Source organism: Sphaerisporangium sp. NPDC005288 (assembly GCF_040607475.1).
Taxonomy (GTDB): Bacteria; Actinomycetota; Actinomycetes; order Streptosporangiales; family Streptosporangiaceae; genus Sphaerisporangium; species Sphaerisporangium rhizosphaerae.
Genome location: NZ_JBEXGT010000002.1, coordinates 68,911 through 85,151, shown reverse-complemented (window position 1 = coordinate 85,151; position 16,241 = coordinate 68,911). Strand labels below are relative to the sequence as shown.

At 69.0% G+C, this 16,241-nt stretch carries 16 protein-coding genes; 4 read left to right on the top strand and 12 right to left on the bottom strand.

Annotation, left to right across the window (positions count from 1 at the left end):
- Nucleotides 1-143: 143 nt before the first annotated feature.
- From ABZU32_RS02315 to ABZU32_RS02280, 8 genes are all read right to left on the bottom strand, one after another.
- On the bottom strand, nt 144-830 hold the full coding sequence (locus tag ABZU32_RS02315; protein ID WP_354916002.1) for an L-2-amino-thiazoline-4-carboxylic acid hydrolase: 687 nt from the start codon (nt 828-830) through the stop codon (nt 144-146).
- 464 nt (nt 831-1,294) lie between these two features.
- The gene (locus ABZU32_RS02310) at nt 1,295-1,627 is read right to left on the bottom strand and encodes a hypothetical protein (RefSeq protein ID WP_354915999.1); all 333 of its coding nucleotides are present in this window, start codon (nt 1,625-1,627) and stop codon (nt 1,295-1,297) included.
- 145 nt (nt 1,628-1,772) lie between these two features.
- Entirely contained in the window at nt 1,773-2,207 is a 435-nt protein-coding gene (locus tag ABZU32_RS02305; RefSeq protein WP_354915996.1) for a hypothetical protein, read from the bottom strand.
- 373 nt (nt 2,208-2,580) lie between these two features.
- Nucleotides 2,581-3,096 carry a DUF2247 family protein gene (locus ABZU32_RS02300; RefSeq protein ID WP_354915993.1) on the bottom strand — a complete coding sequence of 172 codons (516 nt, stop codon included), beginning with the start codon at nt 3,094-3,096 and terminating at the stop codon, nt 2,581-2,583.
- 82 nt (nt 3,097-3,178) lie between these two features.
- Nucleotides 3,179-3,568 (bottom strand): hypothetical protein, encoded by a 390-nt coding sequence (locus ABZU32_RS02295; protein WP_354916623.1) that lies wholly within the window; start codon nt 3,566-3,568, stop codon nt 3,179-3,181.
- 91 nt (nt 3,569-3,659) lie between these two features.
- Complete coding sequence (locus ABZU32_RS02290; protein ID WP_354915990.1) at nt 3,660-4,442, bottom strand: HEAT repeat domain-containing protein; 783 nt, start codon at nt 4,440-4,442, stop codon at nt 3,660-3,662.
- A 21-nt stretch (nt 4,443-4,463) separates the two neighbouring features.
- Nucleotides 4,464-5,408 (bottom strand): hypothetical protein, encoded by a 945-nt coding sequence (locus ABZU32_RS02285; protein WP_354915987.1) that lies wholly within the window; start codon nt 5,406-5,408, stop codon nt 4,464-4,466.
- Nucleotides 5,409-5,748: 340 nt separating this feature from the next.
- Nucleotides 5,749-6,582 carry a helix-turn-helix transcriptional regulator gene (locus ABZU32_RS02280; protein ID WP_354915984.1) on the bottom strand — a complete coding sequence of 278 codons (834 nt, stop codon included), beginning with the start codon at nt 6,580-6,582 and terminating at the stop codon, nt 5,749-5,751.
- A gap of 96 nt (nt 6,583-6,678) precedes the next feature.
- Here ABZU32_RS02280 and ABZU32_RS02275 point away from each other — a divergent pair, with 96 nt between their 5' ends.
- The 3 genes from ABZU32_RS02275 to ABZU32_RS02265 are packed head-to-tail and all read left to right on the top strand — an operon-like array spanning nt 6,679 to nt 8,703.
- Nucleotides 6,679-8,037: an MFS transporter gene (locus ABZU32_RS02275; protein ID WP_354915981.1), complete on the top strand. Its 1,359-nt coding sequence runs from the start codon at nt 6,679-6,681 to the stop codon at nt 8,035-8,037.
- 55 nt (nt 8,038-8,092) lie between these two features.
- Nucleotides 8,093-8,272, top strand: a complete 180-nt coding sequence (locus tag ABZU32_RS02270) for a hypothetical protein (protein WP_354915978.1) — start codon at nt 8,093-8,095, stop codon at nt 8,270-8,272.
- On the top strand, nt 8,269-8,703 hold the full coding sequence (locus ABZU32_RS02265) for a GNAT family N-acetyltransferase (protein ID WP_354915975.1): 435 nt from the start codon (nt 8,269-8,271) through the stop codon (nt 8,701-8,703). The genes ABZU32_RS02270 and ABZU32_RS02265 overlap by 4 nt, the downstream gene beginning before the upstream one ends.
- 129 nt (nt 8,704-8,832) lie before the next feature.
- Here the strand turns inward: ABZU32_RS02265 and ABZU32_RS02260 are convergent, their stop codons facing one another.
- From ABZU32_RS02260 to ABZU32_RS02250, 3 genes are all read right to left on the bottom strand, one after another.
- Nucleotides 8,833-9,642, bottom strand: a complete 810-nt coding sequence (locus ABZU32_RS02260) for an SDR family NAD(P)-dependent oxidoreductase (protein ID WP_354915973.1) — start codon at nt 9,640-9,642, stop codon at nt 8,833-8,835.
- Nucleotides 9,643-9,715: 73 nt separating this feature from the next.
- Nucleotides 9,716-11,041 carry an FAD-binding oxidoreductase gene (locus ABZU32_RS02255; RefSeq protein ID WP_354915970.1) on the bottom strand — a complete coding sequence of 442 codons (1,326 nt, stop codon included), beginning with the start codon at nt 11,039-11,041 and terminating at the stop codon, nt 9,716-9,718.
- Between the two features lie 258 nt (nt 11,042-11,299).
- Complete coding sequence (locus ABZU32_RS02250) at nt 11,300-12,217, bottom strand: decaprenyl-phosphate phosphoribosyltransferase (RefSeq protein WP_354915967.1); 918 nt, start codon at nt 12,215-12,217, stop codon at nt 11,300-11,302.
- Between the two features lie 452 nt (nt 12,218-12,669).
- Here ABZU32_RS02250 and ABZU32_RS02245 point away from each other — a divergent pair, with 452 nt between their 5' ends.
- Nucleotides 12,670-13,908: an acyltransferase gene (locus tag ABZU32_RS02245; protein WP_354916620.1), complete on the top strand. Its 1,239-nt coding sequence runs from the start codon at nt 12,670-12,672 to the stop codon at nt 13,906-13,908.
- Here the strand turns inward: ABZU32_RS02245 and ABZU32_RS02240 are convergent.
- On the bottom strand, nt 13,898-16,174 hold the full coding sequence (locus ABZU32_RS02240; protein ID WP_354915964.1) for a hypothetical protein: 2,277 nt from the start codon (nt 16,172-16,174) through the stop codon (nt 13,898-13,900). The genes ABZU32_RS02245 and ABZU32_RS02240 overlap by 11 nt on opposite strands.
- Nucleotides 16,175-16,241: the final 67 nt, after the last annotated feature.

The following is a 16,241-nucleotide window of genomic DNA, read 5'->3' as shown; positions in this document are numbered from 1 at the left end:
AGTCCCGACGAGCAGCGAGTAATGGCAACCGACGCGAGCCAGTGGTGAGGTACGAGCGTCAGACTCCCCCACCGGGCGCAGGCCGCTGACGACGGCCGCTCGCTCTCCCTCCCGAACATCGAGGAAGAGCGAGCGGTTGGGCGTCATCTCTCAGTCGGGGTGCGGGTGCGGCGGAATCGGAATGGGCAGTTCTGGCCGCCGGTGCCGATGGTGGTGGGTCGGTCGAATGTGAAGCCGTGGCGCTCGGGGTGGATGACGTCGATCCAGTTGGAGTCGAATGCGCAGAACACCGGGGTGAGATGCGCGGCGCCGTTGGCGGACAGGACGTCGTGGTAGTAGCAGCGTTCCACTTGGGCGACGTAGTGACTGTCATCGTCCCGTGGATGGGTGAAGGTGAACCCGGCGCCGAAGGCGTACCGCTCCCGCAGCCTGCTGATCTCCACCATCGCGGCGAACGGGTCGGCGGCGGCGTCCAGCGCGGCGGCGGTCGCCTGCTGAACGGTGGCCCGCATCGGCTCGACGAACGCCGTGCGCAGCAGCGGAAGCAGTTCAGCGTCGCCGAACCGCCCCGAGAGCTCCTGGTAGCCGGTCAGCACGGCCAGGCTGAGCGCGAGATTGTGACCGGACGCCTCATCGATCACGCGGTGCCCCTGGTCGGCGAGCAGACGCTCGTGGCCGGCACGCAGCCGCCAGATCAGATCGTCGTGCCGCTCAGGGATGGCTTCGGCCAGCGCCGCGAAGAACGCGTCAATGAGCATCCGGACCTCGGCGGCCGGGTCGGGCTGATAGCCGGCCTCGGACGGCCGGGCGTCAGGGGTGTGGTCGGACATGGGTTCTCCTGGTCGAGTCGGGTCCGGTCATGGACCCGACGACGCGGAACCCGTGCTCCCACGGGGTGCGGCCGGGCCCACGACAAGACGGGCTCGGCCAGCGCACCCACCGACCACCACGGCGCTGACCTGTTCATATGCGGTTGAGTATTCGGTGGAGGACCGCAACCGGCGGCTTCCACCGCAACATGATCGTGGCCCGCCCGCCGCGAAGTCAGTCAGCGCTTCCGTACATGGACCTGGACTGCCAAGATCTGCGGAAACGACCCGCCCGATCTACCGCTGAGAATGTTGCGGGGGCGCCCGCCACGCCCGGGTCGGCGGGGGGCTAGGCGTCGAGGATCGCACGAGCTTTTCAGTCCTCCGACGGCAGAACCTTCTGACATAGAAGTGGCCCGTAGTACTTTCCCATAGCTCCGTACTGCGCTTTGAGCTCTCCGAGGAACATCTCTGTGAAGCCTTCGTCAACGAGGTCGCTGTTGAGTTCCAGCATTCTTTCCGAATGCAGCGATGCATTCGCGAAGTATCGACATATCCCCGGCCGCCAGGGCAGGATCGAAGACACCAGTTCGAAGTTCAAGAAGATATTGATAGGGACTATCGCCAGGAACCACGGTCTTCGCCTCGCGAAGCTCGATGCCTTCGAACACACAGATGACCTGCCGGCTTTCCGGCACTTCTTCCCATATAATATCGCGGACACCCAGGGAATAGTCGTATGCGGGATCCGGTTCCCACCCCCTGGCTAGGTCGACCAACGATTCGCCAGGTCGCACGTCCTCATCCATGCCGCTCATGCTCCATCTCCCCAGCATAGGGCAGTGATATGGACGGCCAGCCCTCCTCGACCACACAGCTTCAGAAGTGCATCCATGCCAGTAGCTCGCCAAGGAGGCCGAACGTCTCTCCCATCCCCGAAAGACCGCACCGAATTCCAATCGGCTAGATGCTCGGGGACTTATCCTCTTTGACCGCACCATCGAGGAATCCGTCTTCATCGAAGTGCAGCAAGACGCCCGACCCGACCACCTGCCACCATGTTTCATCCCACACATAGGGCTGTGTTTCGAGAATTTCCTCGCCCCGGTCACGCAACGCCTGGAGCAGGTGGCTTCGGCGTGGAGTCGGGATTCTTGTCGAATCGTAAAGGCCGGGTGGGAAGTTTATGTGATCCCCGTCGGGCTCTATCGAGATATACGAGATGACATCGCTGCGCGATTTGAGGATTTGGATGCACTCGAAGGCGTATATCTTCTCGTCCGGCCCGTCGGTCTCTCCGTCCGGGGCACCGAGGACGTGGAACGCCTTCGCCACGGGATCCCCGACTTCGAGATCCCTGAGAGCACCCGTGCCGGCGAAATCGACGATCTCCTTCATGGCTTCGGCCTTCTTTTCTACGCATATCCATCGTCCAGGCTTTCGAGACCCATGTCACAACAGATCCGTGGCTACGCACAGTCCTACCATGCTGAAACAGGTTGGTTCGCAGCCTGCGGCGGGCCGCTTACCGGTTGAGGCCGCGTGGTAGGGTCACGTGGGCCCCGATGGAGTCCGAGCGCACTTCACCACGTTCTTCCACCGCCCCACCCGCGCCGGGCGCGTCAGCGCGAAGCGCGCGTCGGGGGCTGACCGGTGAGGGCGAGGTCGGCGAGGATCGCCGACCGCCGGAACGAACTTGAAGCCGTGCCCGGAGAACCCGGCCGCCACGCGAGGCGTGCCAGAGCCGGTTCCGTCCATGGTCGGCACCGAGTCAGCCCGGCGACGAATCGCCGCGGGTCCTGTACCAATCCGCCCGCTCCGACAGGTAGGACTCCAGCCGCCGCAGCATGGCCGGCTCGCCGAACTCCTCACCCGGAGGCGGGGGTATGTGGTAGATGAACGGCTCCATCTCCTCCGGATAACCGAAATCAGACCACATCATCTCGATGACGTCCCAGAACCCGGAGATCGTGCCCTGGCGCTGGTGCAGCTGTGCGAGCGCCAGGTACCTCCAAACCTTGCCGATCTCCGGATCGGCACAGTCCACGTCGTCGCGCGCGGAAATGACCGTCCTCACCTTCTCCTCGACCTCACTCGGCAGGAGATACAGCATCTCCTCCTCGGTCGGCAGGCCGGGCAGATCTGCCGACACGTCCCTGGCCAGCTCAGCGAGCGCAGCCGGTGAAAGCCAGCCCCTTCTGTATCCGCACACCAGCTCCTCGTCGGTCAGGACGACTCGCGCCGATATGAAGCCGGCCGGAATCGCGAACCTCACGAGATCGTTCACGGTCTATTCGTTCTCCCGCTGATGCTGCTGCCGTGCTTGTCGACACCGACATCCCGGCCCCATCTCCACAGACCGAGCCCGGCTACTTCACGAGCCGGGACAGTGCTGAGTGTGATGGGGTGCCGGGGGTGGCGGTGTAGGCGGCGAGGCGTTGGCCGGGGGGCTGGGGGGCGTTCAGGACCTCGTAGTCCAGGGACATGCGGCCGGCCGTCGGGTAGTTCACTTCCTTGCGGCCGCTGACCTTTCGGCGCAGTTCCCGGGTGGGCCACAGGCGGCGGAACTCCGGGCTGAGCTCGTGCAGTTCGGCGACCAGTGCCGTGAGTTCGGGGTCGTCGGGGCGGTGCCCGGCGGCGGCGCGCAGGTGGGCCACCGAGTCCGACGCGATGTCCGCCCAGTCGACGAAGAGCTCCTTGGCACACGGGTCGGTGAACACATACCGCACCTTGTTCGACCGACGGGTCCCATCGGCCAGGTGACCGAACCACTCAGCCAGCCATCGGACGGGCGCGAAAGATCGAGGCTAGCACGCTTGCAATGTGAAGAACGGAAGCGAAACGACTTGGCTACTTTGCGAGCTTGTCGAATTTTCTCAAGACCGCTCTCGCATCCCGTCGCACCTGATCGTTATCGTGGTTAACCATTATTTCCAGTCGTTGCCGAGCGTTGAACGCTCTTTGTCGACCAAGTGCTCGTACGGCGAACGCGACCACTTGAGGATCGGCGTCTCCCAGGAGGTTCATCAGAACGTTGATAGCACGATCGTCTTTGATACGCCCCAGTGCCTCTATCAATCCACAGCGAGCCGTGCCGTAGCGATCGTCTTCAACAATGGAAATAAATTCCTCCAGATGGTCCTTCTTGGCGATATTTCCAATGATTATCCCTGCCACCTCGCGAAGATGCTCTCGCGGGGAGGGCGCATCTGCCGGCCTGAGCGGGTCGTACAGTTCCGGAGGTTGCCGAATCAAGGCCAGCAAGGCCGGCACCACCTGTTTGTGTTCCGATGGGATCGAGAGCGTTCGGACGATGTCCTCGGCAAGTGGCAGATATCGCGCCGCACTCAAATGCCGAAGCAGAATCGGAATTACGGGCCGATAGTCCAGACGCATATGATAGAGATCAGCGATCTGCTGAACCTTGTATCCCTGATTTTCTAGTTCGTGCAGTAGCGGACCGGCCGCCTCGCGGTAAAGGGAAACGTTCCTGTCCTGCTCTGCTTGACGCTCGATCAGCCGAGCTGCTCGCCGTTCCTCTCCCGACTCGCGCGCATCGTTAATTTCCTCTTGTGTGATATTGCTCGAGAGATGGTAGGTTTGCCCATCCTTGTGTATATTGAATTCCGGCATAGCGTTACAGATACCTCAGAATCACGTTATTCTTCTTGATCCATTACATCGTCGGAGCAGGCCCGGCACGGACGCCTGGTTGTTGGCGTAGTTCGTCAACCCATCGATCGCCGAGGAAGAGTACGACAGCGCCAACTGAGGCGCCTTCCCGGCCACCGGCGGAGGAACCGGGATCGGGTAGGAGTAAGAGAACCCGCCACCCGACAGTCCCACCTGCCAGGACCCGGCCGCCTTCAGATCGGTCGCGGCGAAGTTCCCCGTCCCTGACCCCGGATCCGCGGCTGCCGCCGTCGCGGCCATCACGTACACCGACCCCTGTGACGGCGACGTGGCCGCCGTGGCTTCCACGTCGGCGACCAGACTTCGCGAAGTCGCGTCATTGTCAGTCGGCACGACATGCGCCTTCGCGGCCGCCTTGACGCATGCCGCGTCCGGCCGCGCCGACAGCAGACACGCGGGCATCTCGATCAAGCCCAGCCGGGACGCCGCCCCAGCGGGCAACGCCCCGGCGAACCCGGAATAGTCCAAGCTCACGCGCACGCGACCAGTCGTGCTCCCACCATCGGCGCGCGTCACACGCACCCCCAGCGCCACGCCACCCAGTCGCTTCGCCACATCGGCGCCCAGCGTCTCCACCCGCACCTTGCCCGGGGAGCCGGTCCCGTTCGCCTGAGCCACAGCGACAGGCAACCCGGGTACCTTGGCCGCACTGGCAGAGACGGCGACCTCGGCTGTTCCCGCGCTGGGCCACACCGGCGCCGACGCCTGCCGCACCATCGGCGGAACGTCCTCCACGCCGTGGACGTCGGCGACCCTGCGGATCGGCCTGCCCTCCACGGACTGCTCCTGAGCGGCGGACTCAGGCGAGGAAGGCGACACCAGATCGGTGATGACACCGACACTGGACGCCAGCAACACGACTGAAAGAACCGCGAACAGCCAGATTTGAGCACGCTGAAGGCGCACGCCACATCCTCCGAAAACCCCGTCAACCAGCGGCACCGCGCCCAGCGGCCCGTATAAACCCCGCATAAAGCAGACCAAACGGGATCATCTTGATCAGCGTCAGCATCCCTGTCAATGCCGAGATAGCCAGCCACTAACTACAGGGAGTTATTTCGCCGAGTCACGGCCAGCGCAGTGGGTTCCTGGAACGCTATAAGGGCCACAACAAATCCGTGGCTACACGCGGCCCTGTGATGCGGAGACGCGAAGGACTGTAGACCGATAACGTGATATTCACTGAGACTGTGTACGGGCGTTGCTTCCTCCCGGTCACCGCCAGGACCCACAGAACCGAACCCAGCTATCCCACAAGTCGGGACAGTGCTGAGTGTGACGGGGTGTCGGGGGTGGCGGTGTAGGCGACCAGGCGTTGGCCGGGAGTCTGCGGGGCGTGCAGGACTTCGTAGTCCAGGGACATGGGGCCTGCCGTCGGGTGGTTCAGCTCCTTGCGGCCGCTGACCTTTGGGCGCAGCTCGCGGGTGGGCCACAGGCGGCGGAACTCCGGGCTGAACTGGTGCAGTTCGGCGACCAGTGCGGTGAGACCGGGGTCGTCGGGACGGTGCCCGGCGGCGGCGCGCAGGTGGGCCACCGAGTCCGACGCGATGTCCGCCCAGTCGACGAAGAGCTCCCTGGCCTGCGGGTCGGTGAAGACGTAGCGCACGTTGTTCGGCCGGCGGGGCCCGTCGACGAGGTGACCGAACAGGGCGGCGGCGCTTGCGTTCCAGACCAGCACGTCGCTGAGCCGGTCGATGACGTAGGCGGCGGTCGGCGGTGCGAGCAACTCCAGCATCCGGTGGGCGCCGGAGGCGAGCGCCTCCGGCTCGGGATCGGGATCGGGATCGGGACGAACCTCCTCGGCCAGCGCGAAGAGGTGGTCGCGTTCGGCGTCGGACAGCCGCAGCGCCCTGGCAAGCGCGCTGAGCACGCTCGGCGACGGGTGCGGCGCCCGGCCCTGCTCAAGCCGGACATAGTAGCCCTCGCTGACCCCGGCCAGCCGGGCCATCTCCTCCCGGCGCAGCCCCGATGTGCGACGGACGCCCTCGGCCGGCAACCCCACCTCACCTGGGCCGAGCAGCGTCCGCCGCGACCGGAGGAACGCCCCCAGCTCGGATGCCCGCACACTCCGTACAGCCAACTGCACCCCGCTCCTCGTCCTCGCCGGTCAAGGTGGCCCTGTCAGGTGCACCCTCGTCCGTTGCCGGTCGGATCACCGCTGCCACAGGCTGGTCAGGTGACCACAGAGATCGCCACCGAACGGGCGACCGGGCCGTGGACCCTGCTCGCCGCCGCGACAGGGTTCCTGATGGTCAGCCTGGACGCCACCATCGTGAACGTCGCGCTGCCCACCCTAAGCCGGGAACTGGGCGCCGGGCTGACCGAACTGCAGTGGGTGGTGGACGGCTACACGCTGATGTTCGCCGCACTCCTTCTCACCGGTGGGTCGCTGGGCGACCGGCTGGGCGCACGGCGGGTCTTCGCGTGCGGACTGGGACTGTTCGCCCTCGCCTCGCTGGCCTGTGGACTGGCCGTCTCCCCGGCCATGCTGATCGCCGCACGGTTCGCCCAGGGCATCGGCGCCGCCGCGCAGCTGCCCGCCTCGCTGGCGATGATCCGGCACGGCTACCCCGGTCAGGCCGAGCGGACCAGGGCGATCGCCATCTGGGCGGCGGCCGGTGGAGCCGCGGTGGCGGCCGGACCAGTGCTGGGCGGCCTGCTCATCGCCGCGCTGGGCTGGCGGTCGCTGTTCCTGGTGAACCTGGTGATCGGCGCGATCGGGCTGCTGCTGACCACGCGGGCTGCCGCTCCCTCGCCCGGTACGGGTCGCCGGTTGGACCTGCCCGGTCAACTGGCCGCCGTACTGACGCTGTGCGCGCTCACCTTTGGGCTCATCGAAGGCGGCGCGCTGGGTTGGTCTTCATTTCCGGTGCAGGCCGCGCTGGCGGTGGCGGTGGTCTGCGGAGCACTGTTCGTGTGGTGGGAGCGCCGGACGGCGGAACCGATGCTGCCGATGCGGCTGTTCGCCCATCCGGCATCCTCCTCGGCCTGCGCGGTCGGCTTCGGGATGAACTTCGCCTACTACGGCATCGTGTTCCTGCTCAGCCTGTTCCTGCAGAACGAGCGGGGCTACTCGGCGCTGGTCACCGGTCTGATGTTCCTGCCCATGACCGCCACCGTGACGGCGGCGAACCTCCTCGGCGGGCGGCTCACCGGACGGCTGGGGGCGAAACCACCGATGGTGGCAGGGCAGTTGTTGTTCGCGGTGGGCCTGCTCGGGTTGCTGTGGGCCGGGCACACCGCGCCGAACTGGGTGATCTGGCTGGCCATGCTCCCCATCGGAATCGGCGGCGGCATCACGGTGCCGCCGATGACCAGCGCGTTGCTGGAGAGCGTCGAACCGGCCCACGCCGGGGTGGCCTCCGGCGCGCTGAACGGGGTGCGGCAGGTCGGCGGCGCGGTCGGCGTGGCCCTGTTCGGCACACTGGTCTCCGGCGGCTTCCTGCCAGGGCTGCGGCTGTCACTGGCGATCGCATCAAGCGTGCTGGCCCTCGGCGCCCTGACCGCAGCCCGCTGGGCCCCTGTCAAAACGTGATCCCGTCTCTGGGCACGTCGACGGGAGAGACGGCGCTACAGGGGCGAGCCTCGCGGTGAGCGAGTCGATCACCACCTCGCTCGGACACTCGCGTTCAGGAGAGGCCGACGGCACGGCCGCCTTGACCATCCGGTCGTCGGACACGGCGATTCGCATCCAGGTCCACGTGTTCACCGGCGCTGACCGGTTCGGATGGTGGTTCCTGGAAGTGGCCGCCCTAGGCTGGCCCGCGTGAACATACGCCCCAGGACCCCGGAGGATGGGGACGCCTGTGTCGAGGCACTCGCCCAGGTCCAGGCCGCCGACCGCTATCCGGTGGAGTGGCCGGACGATCCTTGGGCCTGGCTGACGCCGGTCGACCTGACAGCGGCGTGGATAGCGATCGAGGCAGGCGTCGTGCTCGGCCACGTGGGTCTGACCCACGACGCGGAGATCACTCGCCTGTTCGTGACCCCCGCGGCACGTGGGCGGGGCCTGGCCGACCGTCTTCTCGACACGGTCCGCGCCGCGGCGCGACGCCCGCTCAAGCTGGAGGTCTCCTCGGAGGGCCAGGCCGCCATCGCGTTCTACGAACGGTCCGGCTGGCGCAGAGTCGGCAGCAGCCGCGCCGCCTGGACCAACGCGGCCGGCGAGCCGGCTCTCCTCCACCACTACATCAGCCCATAAGGTACCCAACCCCGTACCGCCATGGGCGGCGGCCGATGGACCCGTGGTGGCGGACGGACCAATACTGAACGGGCTGCTCATCGCCGGGATGGGCCGACGGTCGCGGTTCCTGGTGAACCTTGTAAGGGTTCATCGGGGGAGGCGCCGCCAGAGGGGGCGGGGGAGAAAACGCATGAGGGTGAAGACGGGGCGGAGCTTCGGGGGGCTCCAGACGGTTTCGGCGCCGGAGCGCAGGCCCTTGACGACGTCCTCGGCGACCTGCGCGGGGATGGTGGACATGGGGGCGGGGGGCATGCCCTTGGTCATGCGGCCGATGACGAAACCGGGGCGGACCACCATGACACGGGCGCCGGAGCCGTGCAGGGCGTCGCCGAGGCCCTGGGCGAAGCCGTCCAGGCCCGCCTTGGCCGCGCCGTAGACGAAGTTGGCCCGGCGCGTCCGCACCCCCGCCACCGACGACAGCACGACGAGTGTGCCGTGGCCCTGCTCGCGCAGGCGCCGGGCCGCGAACAGCCCGGCGGACACATGCCCGCCGAAGTTGACCGCGACGGACGCCGCCGCCGACACCGGGTCGGCCTCGTACGCGGCCTGGTCACCGAGCACGCCGAACGCCGCGACGATCACGTCCAGGTCGCCGGCCGACTTCACGGCCGCGTCGATGACCTGGCCGTGCGTCTCCGGCCGCGTCGCGTCGAAGTCGACGAGGGTCACCTCGGCGCCCAGCTCCCGCAGCCGCGCCGCCGCCTCCTGCGCCGGGTCGTGCGGGCCGGCCGCGTTCTCGGCGCCGCCGTCCGCACCCGGCACGGCCACCGGCAGGCGGGCGGCGAGGACGACGCGGCGGGCGCCGTCGCGCACGAGGCGGTCGACGATGGCCAGGCCGATCTCACTGCGGCCACCGAGCAGCAGCACCGAGTCGACCGAGCCGAGGGCGTTCCTCACAGGGCGGTCTCCTTGTTCTCGGACTTCACAGGTCGAGTTGTGCTGGACGTCGCAGGTCGGATTGTGTCGGACTTCACAGATCGAGCCTTCGCGCCAGGTCGGAGCGGAAGACGCCGGTGGGGTCGACGCTGTCTCGTATCTTGCGCCATTCGTCCAGGCGTGGATACATGGCGGGCAGCAGATCGGCGCGCATGCGGGAGTCCTTGGCCAGGTACAGGCGCCCGCCCGCCGTGGCCACCCAGCCGTCGAACTCCCGCAGCATGCCTGCCAGGCCGTCCTGACCTGCGGGGATGTCGAGCGCGAGCGTCCATCCGGGCATCGGGAAGGACAGCATCCCCGGCGTGCCCGCCCCGAAGCGCTTGAGCACAGTCAGGAAGGACACCACTCCCCGGCCGGACAGGCGCGACACGATGCGGCGCAGCGTCGCCTCCTCACCGGACGGGACGACGAACTGGTACTGGACGAATCCCCGCGAACCGTAGACGCGGTTCCAACCGGCCACGGAGTCCAGCGGGTGGAAGAACGGGGCGAGGTGCTGGACGACGCGGCGCTCGCGGGACTTGGCGTACCAGGCCTCGTTGAAGGCGCGCACGGTCAGCCGGTTCAGCAGGCCGTTGGGCGCCCACGGCGGGGCCGCCAGCCGCGAGGCGGGGGCGAAGGCCAGCGGATCGGCCCCGGCGGGGAGCTCGTCCCTGCGGGCGTGGTCTCCTCGGGTCAGCACACTGCGGCCCATGCGGGGGCCGCGCGCGAGCAGGTCGATCCAGGCGACCGTGTACCGGTACCGGTCGTCGGTGGCGGCCATGACCTCCAGGGTGTGGTCCAGGTCGCGGGTGCGTTCGACGTCGACGCTGACGCGGGAGGTCTCGATCGGCACGCAGGCGAAGCTCGCCTCGGCGACGAGACCGGTCAGGCCCATGCCGCCGACCGTGGCCCAGAACAGGTCGTCGTCCGGGGTGAGCACCCGGACGGTCCCGTCGGCGGTGACCAGGGTCAGCGAACGGAGGTGGGCGCCGAGCGAGGAGTCCAGGTGGTGGTTCTTGCCGTGCACGTCGGCCGCGACGGCCCCGCCCACCGTGACGTACCGGGTCCCGGGGGTGACCGGGACGAACCAGCCGAGAGGCACCAGGGCGCGCATCAGGGCGTCCAGGCTCATCCCGGCCGAGGCGGTGACCACGCCGGTGGCGGGGTCGAGCGTCCAGCGGTCCGGCATCGCGGTGACGTCCACGACCGTGCCGCCCGCGTTCTGCGCGGCATCCCCATAGGCCCGGCCGAGCCCGCGCGCGATCACCCCACGCGTCGGCGCCTCGGCCACCAGGGCGGCGAGGTCCTCGACTGTACGCGGTCGGACGAGCGTCGCGGGGGTGGGCGCGGTGCGTCCCCAACCAGTGAGGAAGGTCATGTAACGGAGTTCTCTGATGCGGTGAGCACGAACGTTCGCCGGGTCGGCCGCCGTAAGGGTGGCGCCGGTTTCACCGTACACATGACCGGCCGCTTCGGCGCCGGAGAACGCGTCCACTGGGGCGGAGGATTCCTCGGGCCGGTCAAGGTAAGTGGACACCGCATCAGGCGGGCCACCGTCTCGTGCTTTCGGCCGGTCGCCGCTGCGCGTATGCGCCAAGGCGAGGCAGCACACCGCGCCGCGATCGGGGCATGACGGTCATTTCACGTAAATCCCGACGACGAGCAGGATGATCAGTAGAGCAGTGTAGAGCTGGAGTGGGCGGTCGTGCAGGGCCAGTTCCTCGGGTTCCTCGCCGACGCCGCGGTCCACGAGCAGGTTGTGCCGCAGGATGATCAGCACGAAGGGGACGATGCTCACCCCGTACAGGGTGTCGGCGTGGATCTGCAGCGCCCACAGGCAGTAGGTGACGATCATCGCGCCGGAGGCCATCGACCGGACGTGGGCGAGGTAGCTCGGGGTGTAGGTCACCAGGGTGGCGCGCGTGCCGGCCGTTCCCTGGTTGCGCATCTCGGCCTCGCGCTTGCCCACCACCACCTGGAGCGACCCGAGCGAGACGACGACCAGGAACCAGCTCGTCACGGGCACGTCAACGGCGAGGGCGCCGGCGAAGGCCCTGATCAGGAAACATCCCGCGACGGCGACCAGGTCGACGACCGCCTCGTGCTTGAGCCAGTAGGTGTAGGCGAGCGTGAGCACGACGTACCCCGCCACGGCGGCGGGCAGCCGCCAACCCCCGGCCAGGATGGCCAGGGCGGGGGCGACGGCGATGAACAGGACGCCCGCGACGCGCGCCAGACCCACCGGCACGATGCCGGCGGCGATGGGGCGCAGCCGCTTGCGCGGGTGGCGCCGGTCGGCCTCGGCGTCGGCCGCGTCGTTCAGCAGGTACGTGCCGCTCGCCGCGAGGCAGAAGGCCACGAACGCGATGAGGGTGTCGCGCAGGCCGGCCGGGGTGGTCAGCACGCCGGCGGCGGCCGGGGCGGCGAAGACCAGGACGTTCTTCAGCCACTGGCGGGGACGGCAGGCGCGGGCGAACCCCTTGAGTCGCGCGCCGGCGCCCAGGGGCTCGGCGGCGGGTTCCGAGGAGCGCACCCCGGCGTGTCCGGTGGTCACGCCATGACTCCTCCTGGAAACGCCGCTGAGCGGGGGGGTGATGACCCGGCGGCTGGGTGGGTGCACGTCCGCGGCCGTCCTGAGCTGGGCGGGGATTCGCGGGCGGTATGTTCTGAAACATAGTTCTATTTCGGGATATGTTAGTTCGGCGAGTGACCCCACGTCACGAGGGATGCGGAAAAGTGACAGAAACAGGTTCCAGATCGCGCGACGGCGAAGACCCGGCCACCGCTGGTCCCGCCGAAGCCGCGACCTCGGACTCGACCCGGATTCCTCTGCCGGAAGCACCACCCGCGCATCAGCCGTCCGGTTCTCCGACGGCCGCCGTCTCGCCGACCGGCCTTGCCACCCGGCCCACGGATCCCTCGAGGGCCGCTACGGCCGCCGCCCCTCCCCCGTCCGCCGGGTCCCGGGGCACGGCGGGCGGTGAGGGGCCGTCCACGGCGGGGCATCTGGATGCGTTGGACGGGATGCGGGCCGTCGCCGCGTTCGCGGTGCTGACCTTTCACGTCGCCATCGAGTCGGCCACGGCGCTGCAGAACGACTTCTTCGGCGCCCTGCTGTCCCGGGGCGACGTCGCCGTGCCGATCTTCTTCGCCCTGTCCGGACTGCTGCTGTACCGGCCGTACGTCAGGGCCGTGCTCGAAGGGACCGCGCGGCCCTCCACCGGGACGTACCTGGTCAAGCGGGCGCTGCGCATCCTGCCCGCGTACTGGCTCGTCGTGGCGGCGGCCATGCTGCTGTGGTCGCGCGACCACCTCGGCGACGTCAAGACGTGGCTGCAACTGGTGTTCCTGGCCCAGAACTACGAGGTGCACCCCTGGTGGTTCGGCCTCGGCCCGAAGGGGCTCGCGCAGATGTGGAGCCTGTGCGTGGAGGCGGCGTTCTACCTGGTGCTGCCGCTGCTGGCCGCGCTGCTCGCGTGGTTCGCGCGCCGGGGCGGGACCGACGTCGCGAGCCGGGCACGGCGGCTGCTCATCGGCCTGGCCGCGCTGTCGGCGATCTCCTACCTGTGGACGGTGCTGAGCTACTACCCCGAGTACCGGCCCTACATGAACACCTGGCTCCCGCGCGCCTCGACCTTCTTCGCCCCCGGCATGGCCCTGGCCGTGGTATCGGTGTGGGCGCGGCGCGAGCAGGACGGCCCGGCCGCCCGCTTCGTCCGGGCCGTCAACGCCTCGCCGGGCACCCTGTGGCTGGTCGCCGCCGTGGCCTACGCGGTCGCCGCCTCGCCCGTGACGGGCCCGCGCTTCTCCGGCGTCGACGGGGTGTGGAGCGGCGCGTTCGAGCTGGCGCTGTACAGCGTGATCGCCGCCTGCCTGGTCGCGCCGTGCGCGCTGCTCGCCCATGGGGACGCGCCGGTCGGACGGCTGCTGGGCAATCCGGTCATGCGCTTCTTCGGGCGCATCTCCTACGGGGTGTTCCTGTGGCAGTTCGTCGCGCTGTACCTGTGGTACGACCTCACCGAGCAGCGGCCGTTCTCGGGGAACTTCCTGGTCAACCTGGTCGTGGTCGGCGCGCTGACGATCGGGCTCGCGACCCTGACCTACCGGTACGTCGAGGAACCGGCGCGCGGCCTCATCCGCTTCCTGCGCCCTTCGGCGACGCCGTCGCGGACGGGCTCACGGCCTTCGTCTCCGGAGAATTCACCGGCCTCGGCGAACCCGGAGACGGCGTCCCTCACGTCTTAGAAGACCTGGACGCCTTCGGTGACGAGGTCCCGGACGGCTTGGACGTCGGAGACGGCTTAGATGCCTTGGACGTCGAAGATGGTTTGGGCGCCGCGGACGGTTTGGACGGTTTGGACGGTTTGGACGACCGCGACGGTTTGGGCGTCGCGGACGGCTTCGGTGACGGCGTCCGCGACGGTGCGGGAGCCCGCGTGGCCGCCGGCGCCGTGGGGGTGAGCGCGGGCGGCGGGTTCACCGGAGCCTGGGACGGAGCTGGAGTGGCGGCCGGGGACGGAGGCGCGTTCACCGGTACCGGGGTTCCGAAGGCGAACCCCTTGAGGCAGACTCCCGCCGAAGGGTCGTCCACGCGCAGCAGCAGGCCCTTGCCCGGCGTGCGGACGGGGAAGTGCAGCAGCCCCGCCTGGGTGGCCCGCAGGTTGAGCTGCTCGCTACGCCCGCTGACCTCGACGGACAGCGACGTGGCCCGCTTGGCCGAGTACGCCAGCCCCGCCACCTGGTCGGGGCCGGCGAAGGCGACCGGCTCAGGCCAGTAGACCGCCCCGTCCAAGGTGGGCAGGCACTTCTTCCCTGCCGGCGGGAGCTGCGCGAACGCGGGGGCGATGCTCAACGGCACCAGCCTGCCGGCGTCGTCGAACACCATCGCCCGCTCGGTCGGTTCGGGCACGCGCATCTTCGCGCGCACCGCCGGCGAGGCGAGCGGGCCGAGCAGGTGGTGGGTGAGCCGGCGGTTGCCGTTCCAGGACAGCACGATGGACTCCGGCACCGGCCGGGAGAAGATCACCGTGTCGGCCGGGGCCTTGGCGAGCGCGGCCCGCGCGTTGCCGAGGTAGGCGCGGACGCGGTCGCCCGACAGCGTCTGCCGGTAGTTCTCCACCGACACCACGGACATGACCAGGAAGGCCCCGGCGGTCAGCCCGGCGACGACCGGGACGGCGCTGCCCTGCGGCATGGTCCGCCGGTAGGGGTCGGGCTCGCCGCGCAGCGGGAGCAGCGCCGCGCCGAGGCACACCGCGAAGACCACGACCGCGTCGGCGACGTAGCGGGTCTCCGCGCCGACCAGGCCGAGCGCGGTGCCCCGGGCGATCACGGTCGGGACCGCGTCGACGACCACCGCGTACGCCGCGACGATCACCCACGCGCGTGCCGCGTGACGCCGGTGGAACAGCGTGGCCAGCACCAGGGCGGCGATCACGGTCCAGGACACCGCCACGAGGAACGTCGAGGGGTCGGCCATGCCGCCGGTGGAGGGCACCGGCCCCCACGACAGCGGTCCGCCGATCAGCCCCGAGGGCAGCGTCCGGCCGAGCAGGGTGCCGGCCAGGTCGGCGGCCACGTCGGTCTTGGGCAGGGCCGCGCCCTCGCCGGGCGCGGTGTACTGGCGGGACAGGTACAGGGCCGTGTAGCCGCCCATCAGTAGCACGTGCGCTATCCACACTTGCCAGTGCTCGCGCAGCTCGCGTCCCATGGAGCCGAGCCAGCCGTCCTGACCTCGCGGGACGTGCTGCTCGTGCCGGCGGGCCCCGGCCCGGCGCGCGACGCCGGCGCCGTCCGCGCTGTCGGGCACACCGTCGGGCACACCGTCGGGCACACCGCCGAAGGGGCGGGCGGCGCGCAGGAAGGCGGTGGTGAACGCGAACAGCAGCAGCGGCACGAAGACGCCCTTGGTGCTGAAGGCCATGCCGAACACGACCCACGCCAGGGCCGTCCAGCCGTGCCGGGAGCCCTCGCCGCGCGCGTGGCGGAGCTGGGCCGACAGGGCCAGCACCAGGGCGAGCTGGAGGGGCACCGCGTTGATGGCCGCCGACCACCAGCTGAAGGCGGGGATGGTCAGCGGGCTGAACAGGTAGACCGCGAGCGGCAGCAGGATGCCCGCACGGGGGCCGAACATCTTCCACAGCAGCCGGAACAGCAGCACCGCGACCAGCGCGTGCAGAGCGAACGTCACCGAGGCGACCAGCGTCCAGTCGTAGGCGGCGATCCGCGACTCCGCCCACGTGAGCGCGAGCGCGCCGGGCATCAGGTGGCCCTTGTGGATGCGGAACAGGAAGTCGAAGGTCAGCTCGTGCTCGTAGGCGTCGCCGACGAACAGCAGGTCGTCCTCGATGAAGTACGCGCTTCGCAGGACGGGCACGCGCAGGGCGAGCGAGACGGCGACGAGCAGCGAGCCGAGCACCAGCACCGGGTCGGCGAGCCGGGCCATCCAGCGCGGGTAGGCGATGCGCAGGGTCGGCTGATCCGGCTGCTCGACCGAGACGGTCCGCGGCAACGGTCCCTCCGATCACGTCCCTGTGGCTACTCCTGAGTAACGGACACCCTATGAGCCTCACAAATCA

Coding starts and splice junctions, on each gene's coding strand:
- ABZU32_RS02315 (WP_354916002.1), bottom strand. CDS start 830: ATGTCCGACCACACCCCTGACGCCCGGCCGTCCGAGGCCGGCTATCAG.
- ABZU32_RS02310 (WP_354915999.1), bottom strand. CDS start 1,627: ATGAGCGGCATGGATGAGGACGTGCGACCTGGCGAATCGTTGGTCGAC.
- ABZU32_RS02305 (WP_354915996.1), bottom strand. CDS start 2,207: ATGAAGGAGATCGTCGATTTCGCCGGCACGGGTGCTCTCAGGGATCTC.
- ABZU32_RS02290 (WP_354915990.1), bottom strand. CDS start 4,442: ATGCCGGAATTCAATATACACAAGGATGGGCAAACCTACCATCTCTCG.
- ABZU32_RS02255 (WP_354915970.1), bottom strand. CDS start 11,041: ATGACCTTCCTCACTGGTTGGGGACGCACCGCGCCCACCCCCGCGACG.